General features: G+C 62.0%; 11 protein-coding genes and 1 pseudogene. 9 read left to right on the top strand and 3 right to left on the bottom strand.

Annotation, left to right across the window (positions count from 1 at the left end):
* Positions 1-32: 32 nt before the first annotated feature.
* A pseudogene (locus tag IHV84_RS15320) lies at positions 33-381 on the bottom strand (hypothetical protein).
* A gap of 173 nt (positions 382-554) precedes the next feature.
* Between IHV84_RS15320 and IHV84_RS15315 the strand changes: the two are divergent.
* The 7 genes from IHV84_RS15315 (at position 555) to IHV84_RS15285 (ending at position 7,059) form a co-directional block, all read left to right on the top strand.
* Positions 555-2,423 carry a glutamine--tRNA ligase/YqeY domain fusion protein gene (locus tag IHV84_RS15315; RefSeq protein ID WP_198847498.1) on the top strand — a complete coding sequence of 623 codons (1,869 nt, stop codon included), beginning with the start codon at positions 555-557 and terminating at the stop codon, positions 2,421-2,423.
* Positions 2,424-2,474: 51 nt separating this feature from the next.
* The gene (locus tag IHV84_RS15310; RefSeq protein ID WP_198847497.1) at positions 2,475-4,007 is read left to right on the top strand and encodes a P-loop ATPase, Sll1717 family; all 1,533 of its coding nucleotides are present in this window, start codon (positions 2,475-2,477) and stop codon (positions 4,005-4,007) included.
* A gap of 229 nt (positions 4,008-4,236) precedes the next feature.
* Entirely contained in the window at positions 4,237-4,473 is a 237-nt protein-coding gene (locus IHV84_RS15305; RefSeq protein ID WP_170207413.1) for a hypothetical protein, read from the top strand.
* A 51-nt stretch (positions 4,474-4,524) separates the two neighbouring features.
* The gene (locus IHV84_RS15300) at positions 4,525-4,758 is read left to right on the top strand and encodes an addiction module protein (RefSeq protein WP_198847496.1); all 234 of its coding nucleotides are present in this window, start codon (positions 4,525-4,527) and stop codon (positions 4,756-4,758) included.
* An 89-nt stretch (positions 4,759-4,847) separates the two neighbouring features.
* On the top strand, positions 4,848-5,048 hold the full coding sequence (locus IHV84_RS15295) for a type II toxin-antitoxin system RelE/ParE family toxin (protein WP_198847495.1): 201 nt from the start codon (positions 4,848-4,850) through the stop codon (positions 5,046-5,048).
* A gap of 111 nt (positions 5,049-5,159) precedes the next feature.
* Entirely contained in the window at positions 5,160-5,471 is a 312-nt protein-coding gene (locus IHV84_RS15290; RefSeq protein WP_198847494.1) for a hypothetical protein, read from the top strand.
* A 598-nt stretch (positions 5,472-6,069) separates the two neighbouring features.
* On the top strand, positions 6,070-7,059 hold the full coding sequence (locus IHV84_RS15285; RefSeq protein WP_370541301.1) for a restriction endonuclease: 990 nt from the start codon (positions 6,070-6,072) through the stop codon (positions 7,057-7,059).
* Between the two features lie 62 nt (positions 7,060-7,121).
* Here the strand turns inward: IHV84_RS15285 and IHV84_RS15280 are convergent, their stop codons facing one another.
* The gene (locus IHV84_RS15280) at positions 7,122-8,066 is read right to left on the bottom strand and encodes a M14 family metallocarboxypeptidase (RefSeq protein ID WP_198847493.1); all 945 of its coding nucleotides are present in this window, start codon (positions 8,064-8,066) and stop codon (positions 7,122-7,124) included.
* A gap of 189 nt (positions 8,067-8,255) precedes the next feature.
* On the bottom strand, positions 8,256-9,038 hold the full coding sequence (locus IHV84_RS15275; protein ID WP_142084588.1) for a transporter substrate-binding domain-containing protein: 783 nt from the start codon (positions 9,036-9,038) through the stop codon (positions 8,256-8,258).
* 227 nt (positions 9,039-9,265) lie between these two features.
* On the opposite strand from IHV84_RS15275, the gene katG reads away from it, so the two are divergent.
* Positions 9,266-11,488, top strand: coding sequence for a catalase/peroxidase HPI (gene katG, locus IHV84_RS15270; RefSeq protein WP_198847492.1), 2,223 nt, complete (start codon positions 9,266-9,268; stop codon positions 11,486-11,488).
* 487 nt (positions 11,489-11,975) lie between these two features.
* Positions 11,976-13,301 (top strand): adenosylmethionine--8-amino-7-oxononanoate transaminase, encoded by a 1,326-nt coding sequence (gene bioA / locus IHV84_RS15265; RefSeq protein ID WP_198847491.1) that lies wholly within the window; start codon positions 11,976-11,978, stop codon positions 13,299-13,301.
* The last annotated feature ends 2 nt before the right edge of the window (positions 13,302-13,303 follow it).

Here is a 13,303-nt window from a genome sequence, read left to right as displayed (position 1 = left end):
TGCGCAGCCAGGGCCGCAGGGGCCCTTAACGTTCAGCGCCAGTCACGGCCACCGTGGTGGCGGTGGTGGCGATGCCCGCGATGGCCTTCACGGTAGTAGTAGCCAGGGGGCGGCGCGTAGTACACCGCTGGGGGGGGGCGCGTAGTACACGCGGGGTGGCGGTGGCGCGTAATAGATGGGGCGCGGCGCCACGTACACCGGCGGGGGAGCCACATACACGGGATAACCGTAGCCGTTGCTCACGCCCACCGACACGCCAGGCGAATTCACGCCAATCGACCAATTGACATCACGCGCCTGGGCAGCACCGGCGCCAGTCAGCAGCGCCAGGGCCACGCCGGCCGCTGCGGCCATGGCTTGGATAGAACGGGTTTTCGTCATGGAAATCTCCTTTTTGAGGGGAGGCGGCCCACGGGCGGGGTTGGCCTCTGCCGTGCATAACGCACCAGGTGCCCAAAAGGATGGCACAAAACCGCCGCAATATTGTTTCTGGACGTACACGCGCCAGCGGCACCTGTGCCATTTGCCACGTAAGCGCCGCCTAAAATGGGCGAATGAGTACCCCCACCCCCGCCAACACACAACCTGCAGCCACCGCCGCAGCCCCCGAAGCCGTCAAGCCCAGCAACTTTCTGCGCCAGATCATCGAATCTGATCTAGAAAAAGGCGCCTATGCCACCCGCCGCTGGGCAGGCAGCCCCGGCGACGCCGCCCACCACGCCAAGGGCGAGCCCGACCCCGCCAAGATCCGCACCCGCTTCCCGCCCGAGCCCAACGGCTACCTGCACGTGGGCCACGCCAAAAGCATCTGCATCAACTTTGGCCTGGCGCGTGACTACGGCGGCGTGTGCCACCTGCGCTTTGACGACACCAACCCCGAAAAAGAAGACACCGAATACGTCAACAGCATCATCGACGCCGTGAAATGGCTCGGTTTTGACTGGGCCCAGCTCGGCCAGCCCCCCGGCAGCGCCGCGCCCTACCAGGCTAGCGACTACTTCGACTTCATGTATCGCGCGGCGGAATACCTGATTGAAGCCGGCCACGCCTATGTGGACGAACAAACCCCCGAAGAAATGCGAGTGAACCGCGGCGACTTTGGCAAGCCCGGCGTCAACAGCCCCTTCCGCACCCGCACCCCGGCAGAAAACCTGGCGCGCTTTCGCGAAATGAAGGGTGGCAAGCTGGCCGACGGCGCAGCCGTGCTGCGCGCCAAGATCGACATGGCCTCGCCGAACATCAACATGCGCGACCCGGCCATCTACCGCATTCGCCGCGCCACGCACCACAACACGGGCGACACATGGTGCATTTACCCCATGTACACCTTTGCGCACCCCATTGAAGATGCGCTGGAGCAAATCACCCACTCGTTCTGCACGCTGGAATTTGAAGACCAGCGCCCTTTCTACGACTGGCTGATGGACCGCCTTTGCGAAGGTGGCCTGCTGGCCGCCCCCGCCCCCAAGCAGTACGAATTTGCGCGCCTGAACCTCACCTACGTCATCACCAGCAAGCGCAAGCTGGCCCAACTGGTTCAGGAGGGCAAAGTCAACGGCTGGGACGACCCCCGCATGCCCACCATCGTTGGCCTGCGCCGCCGTGGCTACACCCCCGCCGCCATCCAGATGTTTGCCGAGCGCATTGGCGTCACCAAGTCCGACAGCTGGATCGACTACAGCACCCTGGAAGGCTGCCTGCGCGAAGACCTGGAAGCCAAGGCCCACCGCGGCATGGCCGTGCTCGACCCCGTCAAGCTCGTGCTGACCAACTGGGACGAAGTGATGGGCCCCGGCCACCTGGAGCCCTGCCAACTGCCCGCCCTGCCCCACCCACCAGAAGGAACAGAATCGCCAATCCGCCACTTCACCATCGGCAAGGAAGTGTGGATTGAGCGCGAAGACTTCGCCGAAGTGCCGCCCAAGGGCTACAAGCGCCTTTATCCGCCCCGGCCAGGGGCGGACGGTCAAATGCTGCCCGGCAACACTGTGCGCCTGAAGGGCGGCTACGTCATTGAATGCACAGGCTGCACTAAAGATGCAGATGGAAACATCACCGAAGTGCTGGCCACCGTGGTGCCCGACACCAAGAGCGGCACCCCCGGCGCCGACACCGTGAAGGTGAAAGCCGCCATCACCTGGGTGGGCGTGGCCGACGGCGTGAACGCCGAAGTGCGCATGTACGACCGCCTGTTCAGCGACGCCCACCCCGACGCGGGCGGCAAAAACTTCCTGGAAAGCCTGAACCCAAACAGCCTGAAGGTGGTGACCGCCATCGTGGAACCGTCATTGGCCAATGCCAAACCCGACGACAAGTTTCAGTTTGAACGGCACGGGTACTTTGTGGCGGACCGTATTGACCACAAGGCGGGTAAGCCGGTGTTTAACTTGGCGGTGGGGTTGAAGGATTCTTGGGGTAAGTGACCCTCAAAAATCGGATGACAGTGTGACTTTCAAATCCCGAAGGGAATCCACATGACCAGCATACTTGATTGGATCAACGTAGGTGAAGTTTCTGCCGAGCGAGACAAAAATCTCACTCATTATTTCTATGATGCTGGGGTATCAAAAGAAATTATTGACAATCCAAAACAATATTTACTACTCGGACGCAAAGGCGCTGGTAAAACAGCAGTATTTCTGCATCTAACTAGAAAGCCCAAAGAACTATTCGAAGAGGCTGATATTGTTGTTGGCCTTTCGCTGCAAAGTTACAACTGGCAGGCACATCAACTGTTGATCGACTCACAAAAGGAAGGTGGCTTTCAACATAGGGATTCTTGGCGTTTTGTTTTATCAATTGAATCTATAAGAGCCGTTGTTACACACTTGCAAGATCGTGAACTCAAGATACCCAAAAATTTATCAAAAGCGGCGCAGGTTTTAGAAAGTTTATTTTCTAAACCAGTTCCGTCTTGGACCGATTTGCTCGGAGAAAAGCTATACAACCTAGCTAGCTTTGAGCTTCCAGGACTAGACGCCAGTACAGATGGGATTTCAGCAACAGGCGGAGCAATTTCATTCGAAGATTTAAAGGAAAAGCGCGATCTTCGGACAATAATGAACCGCAACATAAGCGCGCTAACAAACTGGCTAGAATTATGCCTTAAAGAAATCCCCTCAAACATTAGGATTTTTCTCGTTTTTGACCGATTAGATGAAGCATGGACCACCTCATTTATTGAAGAATCCAAAACAATTATCTCTGGCCTGCTGCACGCATCTGAACATGCTCTAGAGAAATTCAACGGAAAGATCCGCCCGATCATCTTTTTACGCGAGGATATATTTTGGTCCTTTGACATAAATGACAGGAATAAATTCCGCGAAGATTGCAGTCAGAATCTCCGCTGGAACACAGATTCGATCGAAAAATTAATATTAACACGCATAAATTATTATGCAGATTTGGCAAATCAGCCAAAAATCACTTCACTTCAAGATTTATTCCAAGAAAAAGAGATGCGGAGTCGAACTCCTCCGGTAAGGCACCTCTTCAACCGAACCATGTGCCGCCCTAGGGATATGGTTGCGTTTCTGCGTCGAACTTTCCAAGCAGCAAAAGACGATTTTTTAGTAAACGATCAAGCCACAAAGCTCTCCACAAAGGCTATTTACAGCGCGGAGCCTGGTTATAGCGAGTATCTTTTTGACGAATTGAGCGACGAATGGAGAACTCAAAATCCCGAGTTCTCGGAATATCTCGCCGGCATTGAAAATTTAAAATACACAATCTTTCAATCTTTAGAGTATCAAGCGGAGCTCAAGAAAAAAGAACTTGCAACCGATACGTCAGAGTACAGAAAAATTGCCCGATTTTTATTCGACAATTCAATTCTTGGGATAACAGTTGGAGAATCAAAAACTTGGCGCTATAAGTGTTTTTATCCAAACCAAGGTTTTGACGATACCGGATATTTCAAAGTGCACCCTGGCCTCATCAAAAGACTTGGATTAATCGAAGGATCGACCGGCGAGCAGTCCCAAGCGCCCGCCTCAGAAGAATAGGTATTCCAAATTCAAACCTCACCAAAACCGACGACCGGTCTACCCAGCAAACAACAGCTTAGCTAAGCCGAAACCATGCGCCCCTCAGAAGCTCTTTCGCTGCACCGCTCGCAAATCCGCGAGATCGCGCTTCGCCACCACGTTAACAGCGTTCGGGTGTTTGGCTCGGCGCTGCGTGGAGACGACAAGAGTGAAACAGGGTCAGGTCTTGCCTTTCGCCGAGTAACCCATGAGCAACGTAGCGAACTCGTCAAACTTCGACCCCGCGCAGGCCGCACTGGCCGCCCTGTCACGCGCAGGGTTGCGTGCAGCCGAAGAGGCGCGGCGTGCCAACACCTGTATGGTGGTCGAGGAAGACGGCAAAGTGCTGCACGAGAGTCCGCAGGAATATTTGCGCAAGCGCAGTGAGCAGCCCTTGCTTTCAAGCACAAAGCCCAGCGTCCATGACACGCTCGATGCCCTCTGAGTTTTCCCTCTCGCTACAGTCAAGCCTTCTGCCAATGCCACCGGAGCCGCCATGACCCCCACCGCCGAAGCCCTCAGCGCCCAAGCCGCCCAACTGCCGCCCGCAGAGCGCATGCAAGTGGTAGAGCGCATCCTGGACAGCCTGGATCAGCCTGACGCCGCGCTCGATACGCTCTGGGCCCATGAAGCAAGTGACCGGCTGGCCGCCTACCGGCGCGGCGAGATCAACGCGGTGGCCTTGTCCGATGTGATTGCGAAGTATTCTGCCGTCGCCCAGCGCACATGAACATCCGCTTGCTGGAGCCAGCACAAGCAGAGCTGGACGAAGCCGTTGCCTGATATGCAGAGCAAGCACCTGGACTGGGTGATGCCTTTTTGATCGAAGCGCTCAAAACACTGCAACTGGTGGAGCAGTTTCCCGAAGCATGGCACCCGCTCTCCCCTGAGATTCGGCGCTGCCGGTTACGGCGCTTTCCCTACAGCGTGGTCTACACGCAAGATGGCCCAGACATTCTGGTGCTCGCCATCGCGCACCAGCACCGCAAACCCGGCTATTGGAAGCGTCGGCGTGGCTGAGCAAAAGCGCCGTTTCGGTGTGATTGAACTATTATTTTGATAGCTGCTTGCGCTTTCCCATCAAGCGCCAAGGGCATTTTTATTCATAAATTTACAGAGCCCAGGCCATCCATGACGCATCCCTTCGCCCCCACCTACGGCCCCGTGCCGCCCGGCCCGCTGGCAGGGCCGCTGCAGATGCTGCCCGTCAACGCCGAGGTGGTGGCAGTGCACGCCGCCACCGGGGCGCATGTGGGTTCGCTCAAAAAGGTGGGCGGGGTGTGGAAGTTCAAGGCCATGGGCTACGACGCTGCCGGGCGCATGGAGCCGGGCCACGGCCCGCTGACGAACCAGCACAACATGGCGTTTGCCGCGCCCGATGCGGCCGAGGTGAGTGCGCGGTTGCTGGGGGCGCTGGCGGGCAAATCTGGCGCGGGGTCTTGACGGTTGAAAGCCCTCGGCACGCTTTGTGGCGCCGGGGGTTGTGGGCCTGCAGTGAGTGGCCTACGCACCGGGCGCAGCTGGCGCTGAAGCGAATTTGCAAGGGCTCTCCTTGTCGTTCGGCACAGCCCTGAAATTGCTCTCATATCTATAGCTAGCAGCGCTTACTAGCTGAGCGCTACAGGCCTTTTTTCTTTAAACATCTGGTTGCGCAACCTGCGCACGCTTGGCCAGCAGCGCACCTGTGCTGGCGGGCCGGTGTGCGCTCTGCGCTTGCCTTCATGACTGCCTGAAAGAAGGCTGCGTGTTCCACATCGACTCCACGGCTTGAAGCTTTCGGCGAAGGAAAGTTGGATACAACCTCCGCACCTGCTTACAATGTTAACAAAATGTAATTTGATACGGATTGCCGTAGCGGTTGCATGGCAGCAGCGCAGGCGTGGGAGGTGTTTGCCCCCCGCTTTCTGCGCTACGCAACCGATAGCACCCAGCGCTTTCTGCACAAGCCCTAGAAGGCTTTAAAGCATTGGGATTGCCCCACTTGATGCGGCCGGGAGTTGCTGGGCAGGCCGCAGACCATCGCGTTAGCAAGGAGAACGACGTGGCACGCACTTATTCACGATCGGTGGGGCGCAGCAGGCGGCATGAGCGGGCGCGGGGTGCGCTGCGCGAAAAGGGCTGGGCGGCGTGCGTGCTGGGCGTGGCGCTGCTGACGGTGTTCCCGCTGGTGGCTGGCAACACTACCTTCGGCGCCGCCGTCACCCAGGGGCTGCGCCCGGTGGGGTGGACGGCTTTGGGCCTGGGGGTGGTGCTGTTGGCCCTGCACTATGCGTTGAAGGGCAAAGAATCAAAACCGCGCGCGGTGCCCCCCGCCAACTCGCGCCCGGCGGCGCAAAAGCGCAACGGGCGCGCCCCCCTGCAAACGGCCAACAGCGTTGCCAGCCACCCAGCTACCGATGCCCGCAACGCGGCACAACGCACCGAGCCCACGCTGACCGACACAGCTGCCCCCACAGCAACCCCGGCCGGACCCGCGGTGGCATGGAACATGGAAGTGTTTGCCGCGATTGAGTGGCGCCGCTTTGAGGCGGTGTGCGAGGCGCTGTTTGCGCAGGCGGGGTTTGAGACGCATGCCCAATCGCACGGGGCCGATGGTGGCGTGGACATTTGGCTGCACAGCCGCAACAGCCCGGGCCCGGCGGCGGTGGTGCAATGCAAGCACTGGCAGAGCAAACCCGTGGGGGTGCGCGAGCTGCGCGAGTTTTATGGGGTGATGGCATCGCACAAGCTCAAGCGCGGCACGTTTGCCACCACGTCCACCTACACGCCCGAGGCCCTGGCGTTTGCGCGGGCCAACAGCATTCACACGCTGGACGGCGCCGGGCTGCTGCAACTCATCAGCCGCCGCACGCCTGCGCAGCAGCAGGAACTGCTGCAAGTGGCTTATGAGGGAGAGTATTGGCGCCCCACCTGCGTCAGTTGCGGCACCAAGATGGTGGAGCGCAGCCGCAGCAGCGATGGCGGCCTGTTCTGGGGCTGCACCAACTACCCGCGCTGCAAGCGCACGCTGCCCAAGGCCACGGGCGGTTAGCTATTGATTTCATAGCTGGCAGCGCTTGTTGGGCAAGCGCTACAGCCGCTTTTGATTCAAAACTATCGCAGCACAAATTCCATCACCGCGCAGACGGCAGCCACCTGCGCGGCGGTGCATTCCTCGGGTGTGGTGCGGGCGCTGTCGGGGTAGACCTCGGTGGTGGTGGTGCAGCGCGCGCCGGTCACGCTGGCGCACAGGCCCAGGGCTTGCAGGGGGTAGGCAATGATGCCGGGTGCCAGCACGGGCGAGCCGATGATCTGCTGGCGTTCATCTGCCGGGGCGATGTGGGTGACGGCGGCCACGGCCTGCAGCACCGCTTGCTGGAAGGCGGGTTGCAGGTTTTCGGTGTCGTCCACCAGGTAGAAGCCGTCGGGAATGGTGCCGGGCTGAAAGGCCTTGCCGTCCCGCGCGGCGAGTGCGGGGCGGTATTCGGATTCGTCGGTGTCGGTGGTTTCGTGCAGGTCAATGTGTGCAGCAAACTGCCCGCGCAGGGGCGCAACCAGGGCCATAAGCGCGGCAGACTCCTGCACCGCGGTGCCGGGGCGAAAGCTGCGGTTGGGGTCGATGGCGTCGTGGTTCCAGCGCTGGATGCGCTCCCACCCCCAGGGGCTGACGCAGGGGGCCACCAGCCAGTTCACGCGGCCTGCGTAGCGTTCGCCATGCACATCCACAAAACGCAAGGCGCCCAGCACGCCGCTGGTTTCATAGCCATGCACCCCGCCGGTGACCAGCACCGTGGGCAGGCCCGCCACCCACTGGCGGGGGCGAATGGCGTGCACGGGGTAGCGGTCATCGCCATAGGCCACTTCGCCGTAGCGGCTGACATCAAAGCGCGTGCGCAGGCCTTCCACCACCGCCAGCACATCGTTGGCATAGCTGCGCTGGCGCACTTGCCGCGCGCGCCACTGGGCTTGCTCGGCAGGCCCCCAGGCCTGGCCGGGGGTGCCGATGGGGTAGGACGACGGGGGGAAAGCCGAGGGGTTGGCGGTGCGGGGTGCAGTCATGGGATGGGGGTTTGCATTCAATCGGATAACCAGGCGGTGCTGCAGCACGGCAAGGCGAACGAACGCGGTTATGCGTTGGAAGGCAAAGCCGTATGAAGGCCACGGCGGCCAGGCCGGTGTGGTCACCGGCCCATTGCCAGGGCGCTTATTTTGCAGCGCCTGGCGCCCTGTCCCAGCGGCATCAGGGGGTTACTTGAGCCACTTGTCGGCGGCTTGCTTGATGGCGCCACGGCTTTCTATCAAACCCCACACAAAGCCCATCACGCGGGTGTAGTCGGCGTCGTCGGTGGGCACCATGAAGCCCAGGTAGTTCTTGGGGGTGAGGGGTGCGTCCACAAACGCGGCGTGCAGGCGGGTGTCCACGCGGGCGTAGTGCAGGGCTTCGTAGGTTTCGGTAATCATCACGTCGCCCTTGCCTTCGGCGATCAGCGCGGGGATTTCGGCGTTCTTGTCGTGCGTGCTGACCTGCGCAGCCTTCAGGTTGGCCAGCACATAGGTTTCGTTGGTGCCACCGGGGTTTTTGATGACGCGCACGCCGGGCTGGTTCATGGCGTCCACGCTGGTGAACTTGGCCTTGTCGGCCGCGCGCACCAGGGCCACTTTGCCGAAGGGTGCGTAGCCGGGCAGCATGTCGAACAGGCGCATGCGGTTCACGTTGCGGGTGATGCCGCCCACGGCCACGTCAAACTTGTCGCCCTGCAGGTCTTTGACCAGGTTGGGCCACGAGGTGGGCACGTATTCAATCTTCACGCCCAGTTCTTTGGCCATGGTTTCGATCACGTCGATGTCGTGGCCCGAATAACCGCCATCGGTCTTGATGGCAAACGGCCGGTAGTCGCCCGGCGTGCCCACGCGGATGACCTTGGTTTCCATGATCTTGTCGAGCCGGGGGCCAGCCACGGCTGCCTGGGTGAACGACAAGGTAGCCACCACGGCAGCAGCAGCCACTGCCAGGAATTTGTTGGGGGTCATTTTCAAAAAGCTCCAAAAGGGTGAACATGCCAGCAGAACCAGCGGCACAAGGTATGCCAAAGCAAGGGGGGTGCCAATGCGTAGAAACCATTTGCATGCTTATCAATGCAGCGCCGTATAGCCCCGGTGCATATGAGCGATTAGTTTTAACAAATGGCCATTCGCCATCGATTGAAATATCCTTCATGCACTGTTGAGCAAGACACCCGTTTCAGAAGGAGAGAACCATGAGCAACGAAGCCAAATGCCCTTTCACCGGCGCGCAAGCCAGCGTACAAGGCGCGAAGACTGCTACCGCCCGCCAGACCAACCGCGACTGGTGGCCCAACCAACTGAACCTGGGCATCCTGCACCAGCACGCCCCCGCATCCAACCCGCTGGGCGAAGACTTTGACTACGCCGCCGCTTTTGAAAAGCTGGACTACGCAGCCCTCAAGGCCGACCTGAAGGCGCTGATGACCGACTCGCAAGACTGGTGGCCCGCCGACTGGGGCCACTACGGCGGCCTGTTCATTCGCATGGCCTGGCACAGCGCCGGCACCTACCGCACCAGCGATGGCCGTGGCGGCGCAGGCACTGGCAACCAGCGTTTTGCCCCGCTGAACAGCTGGCCCGACAACGGCAACCTGGACAAGGCCCGCCGCCTGCTGTGGCCCATCAAGCAAAAGTACGGCAACGCCATCTCGTGGGCCGACCTGATGATCCTGGCGGGCAACGTGGCGCTCGAATCCATGGGCTTCAAGACCTTCGGCTTTGCCGGTGGCCGTGCCGACATCTGGCAGCCCGAAGAAGACATCTACTGGGGTTCGGAAGCCGAATGGCTGGCCACCAGCGACAAGCCGAACAGCCGCTACAGCGGCGAGCGCGACCTGGAACCCCCCCTGGCCGCCGTGCAGATGGGCCTGATCTACGTGAACCCCGAAGGCCCGGACGGCAAGCCCGACCCCGTGGCCAGCGGCCGCGATGTGCGCGAAACCTTTGCCCGCATGGCCATGAACGACGAAGAAACCGTGGCCCTGGTGGCCGGCGGCCACACCTTCGGCAAGGCCCACGGCGCGGGCGACCCCAAGCTGGTCGGCCCGGAGCCCGAAGCCGCCCCGCTGGAAGCGCAGGGCCTGGGCTGGATCAACCAGTTTGGCACCGGCAAGGGCGTGCACACCACCACCAGCGGCATTGAAGGCGCCTGGAAGCCCAACCCCACCACCTGGGACAACGGCTACTTCGACATGCTGTTTGGCTACGAGTGGGAGCTGACCAAGAGCCCATCCGGCGCGCACCAGTGGGTGGCCAAGGACGTGAAGCCCGAGCACATGATCCCAGACGCGCACGACCCCAGCAAGAAGCACCCGCCCATGATGACCACGGCCGACCTCTCGCTGCGCATGGACCCAGCGTACGAGAAGATTGCCCGCCGCTTCCACCAGAACCCCGCCGAGTTTGCCGACGCCTTCGCCCGCGCCTGGTTCAAGCTGACCCACCGCGACATGGGCCCCAAGGCCTTGTACAAGGGCCCTGAAGTACCGGCCGAAGACCTCATCTGGCAAGACCCGCTGCCTGCGGTGGACCACGCACTGATCGACGCCAAGGATGCGGCCGAACTCAAGGCCCAGGTGCTGGCATCGGGCCTGACGGTGGCCGAGCTGGTGTCTACCGCCTGGGCCTCGGCATCCACCTTCCGTGGGTCGGACAAGCGCGGCGGTGCCAACGGTGCACGCATCCGCCTGGCACCGCAAAAGGACTGGGAAGCCAACCAGCCCGCCCAGCTGGCCAAGGTGCTGGGCGTGCTCGAAGGCATCCAGGCTGCATTCAATGCTGCACAAACCGGTGGCAAGAAGGTATCCCTGGCCGACCTGATCGTGCTGGCGGGCAACGCTGGTGTGGAAGCCGCTGCCCAGGCCGCAGGCCAGTCGGTGCAAGTGCCCTTCACCCCCGGCCGCACCGACGCCAGCCAGGCGCAGACCGATGTGGAATCGTTCGCCGTGCTGGAGCCCGTGGCTGATGGCTTCCGCAACTACCAGAAGAAGACGTACAGCGTGCCCGCCGAGGCCTTGCTCATCGACAAGGCCCAGTTGCTGACCCTGAGCGCGCCCGAAATGAGCGTGCTGGTTGCAGGCCTGCGCGTCATCGGCACCAACGTGGGTGGCACACAGCACGGCGTGTTCACCCAGCGTGCCGGGCAGTTGACGAACGACTTCTTCACCAACCTGCTGGACATGGGCACCGCCTGGAGCCCCGCATCGCCCGCCAACGAGGTGTATGAAGGCCGCGACCGCCAAACCGGCGCTGTGAAGTGGACAGGCACCCGCGTGGACCTGGTGTTCGGCTCCAACTCCCAACTGCGCGCCATTGCCGAGGTGTATGCCCAGGCTGATGCACAAGCCAAATTTGTGCGCGACTTTGTGGCCGCGTGGACCAAGGTGATGAACCTGGACCGCTTCGATGTAGCGTGACGCACTTTCCCCCCCCCCTCTCTCACATCGCTCCACGGCACGGGCGGAGGGGGCCACTCGGCGCGCCATGCCCCCCGGCCGCACACCGTGGCGGTCGGGGGCTGGCGCCAAAGGCCACAGCAAGGGGGCGCCGAGTCTTCCCGCACAGTCCGCCAGTCCCACGCCATCAAGCCCTGCCCCCACCGCGGGGCTTTTTTGTGCCAGTCACATCACTTTTTGCGCCCCGTGGGGCCCGACCGTTTCCGCGAGATAGCGGCAGATGCTGAAATGGCCCAATTCTCGAACTTGGCAAAAATCAACAAACGCATCGAAAAATCACCATCTTCTATAAATAGCTATCTACTTTCGCCATTTTCTTGACCGGTGCACCACACCTCAAAGCCCTTCAAAACGCGTTTTCCTCCACTACACTCCGGCCCCGACCTGTCCACCCAGGCTGACGCTGAGGCCCTGGGCAGTGTTTTTTTGCGCATTGCCGGAGAACCCGATGTCCTCACCTCACCCGCAGCCAGCGTCCCTCGCGCGCCGCAGCCTTGATGCTGTGTGGCACCCCTGCACACAAATGGCGCGGGCCGAGCACCTGCCGCCGCTGGCCATCGCCCGGGGCAATGGCCCCTGGCTGGAAGACACGGCAGGGCAACGCTACTTTGACGCCAACAGCTCCTGGTGGGTCAACCTGTTCGGCCACAGTGATGCTGGCGTGCACAACGCCATCCGCGAGCAGCTGGGCACCCTGCCCCACGTGATGCTGGCCGGCTGCACCCACGAGCCCGCCGTGCGCCTGGCCGAGCGCCTGGGTGCACGCACTGGCGGCGCCCTGGGCCACGCCTTCTTCGCATCCGACGGTGCCAGCGCGGTCGAGATTGCACTCAAGCAGAGCTTCCACAGCTGGCGCAACCTGGGGCAAGCGCAGCGGCGCGAGTTTGTGTGTCTGCAAAACGGCTACCACGGCGAAACCATCGGTGCGCTGGCCGTGACCGACGTGGCCGTGTTCCGCGATGCGTACGACCCGCTGCTGATGCGTGCCCACACCGTCGAATCACCCGATGAGCGCCGGGGCAACGAGGCCGCCGCCCTGGCCGCGATGCGCGCGCTGCTGGCCGAGCGCGCCGAGCACATCGCCGCTGTCATCGTCGAGCCCCTGGTGCAGGGCGCAGCCGGCATGGTCATGCACGGGCCGGGCTACCTGCGCGGTCTGCGCGCCCTCACCCGCGAGTTCGGCGTGCACCTGATTGCCGACGAAATCGCCGTGGGCTGCGGGCGCACCGGCACCTTCTTCGCCTGGGAGCAGACCGAGCCCACCGGACCAGCCGACTGGCCCGACTTCATCCTGCTGTCCAAGGGCATCACCGCCGGTACCCTGCCGCTTTCGCTGGTGCTGAGCAGCGAAGCCGTCTACCGGGCCTTCTGGAGCGAAGACGTGGGGCGGGGCTTTTTGCACTCGCACTCGTACACCGGCAACGCCCTGGCCTGCGCCGCCGCCAACGCCGTGCTCGACCGCTTTGATGCGGGCCAGGCAGAGCGCGTGCGCGTGCAGGCCGCCTGCCTGGCCACCCACTGCGCGCCGCTGGCCACCCACCCGCGCGTGCGCCACTGGCGCCAGCGCGGCCTGATCCTGGCGTTTGACGTGGCCGAAGCCGGCGCTGGCTTCAGCGAGCGCTTTCACCTGGCGGCACGCCGCCACGGCCTGCTGATCCGCCCCATCGGCGCCACCGTCTACCTGATGCCGCCCTACCTGATCGACGACGAAAGCGCCGCTTTCCTGGCCCGTGCCGTGGCCGCCGCCCTCGACGACGTCACCGCCAAGGACTGAGC

The organism is Acidovorax sp. IB03 (assembly GCF_016406015.1).
Taxonomy (GTDB): domain Bacteria; phylum Pseudomonadota; class Gammaproteobacteria; order Burkholderiales; family Burkholderiaceae_C; genus Acidovorax; species Acidovorax temperans.
Note: the sequence above shows the minus strand (reverse complement) of the source record. Positions and strands in the feature narration are given on the sequence as shown.

Excerpts from the sequence above, each read along its gene's own strand:
- IHV84_RS15305 (WP_170207413.1), top strand. The coding sequence starts at position 4,237 with ATGAGCAACGTAGCGAACTCGTCAAACTTCGACCCCGCGCAGGCCGCA.
- IHV84_RS15300 (WP_198847496.1), top strand. The coding sequence starts at position 4,525 with ATGACCCCCACCGCCGAAGCCCTCAGCGCCCAAGCCGCCCAACTGCCG.
- IHV84_RS15315 (WP_198847498.1), top strand. The coding sequence starts at position 555 with ATGAGTACCCCCACCCCCGCCAACACACAACCTGCAGCCACCGCCGCA.
- IHV84_RS15275 (WP_142084588.1), bottom strand. The coding sequence starts at position 9,038 with ATGACCCCCAACAAATTCCTGGCAGTGGCTGCTGCTGCCGTGGTGGCT.
- bioA (WP_198847491.1), top strand. The coding sequence starts at position 11,976 with ATGTCCTCACCTCACCCGCAGCCAGCGTCCCTCGCGCGCCGCAGCCTT.
- katG (WP_198847492.1), top strand. The coding sequence starts at position 9,266 with ATGAGCAACGAAGCCAAATGCCCTTTCACCGGCGCGCAAGCCAGCGTA.
- IHV84_RS15290 (WP_198847494.1), top strand. The coding sequence starts at position 5,160 with ATGACGCATCCCTTCGCCCCCACCTACGGCCCCGTGCCGCCCGGCCCG.
- IHV84_RS15280 (WP_198847493.1), bottom strand. The coding sequence starts at position 8,066 with ATGACTGCACCCCGCACCGCCAACCCCTCGGCTTTCCCCCCGTCGTCC.
- IHV84_RS15310 (WP_198847497.1), top strand. The coding sequence starts at position 2,475 with ATGACCAGCATACTTGATTGGATCAACGTAGGTGAAGTTTCTGCCGAG.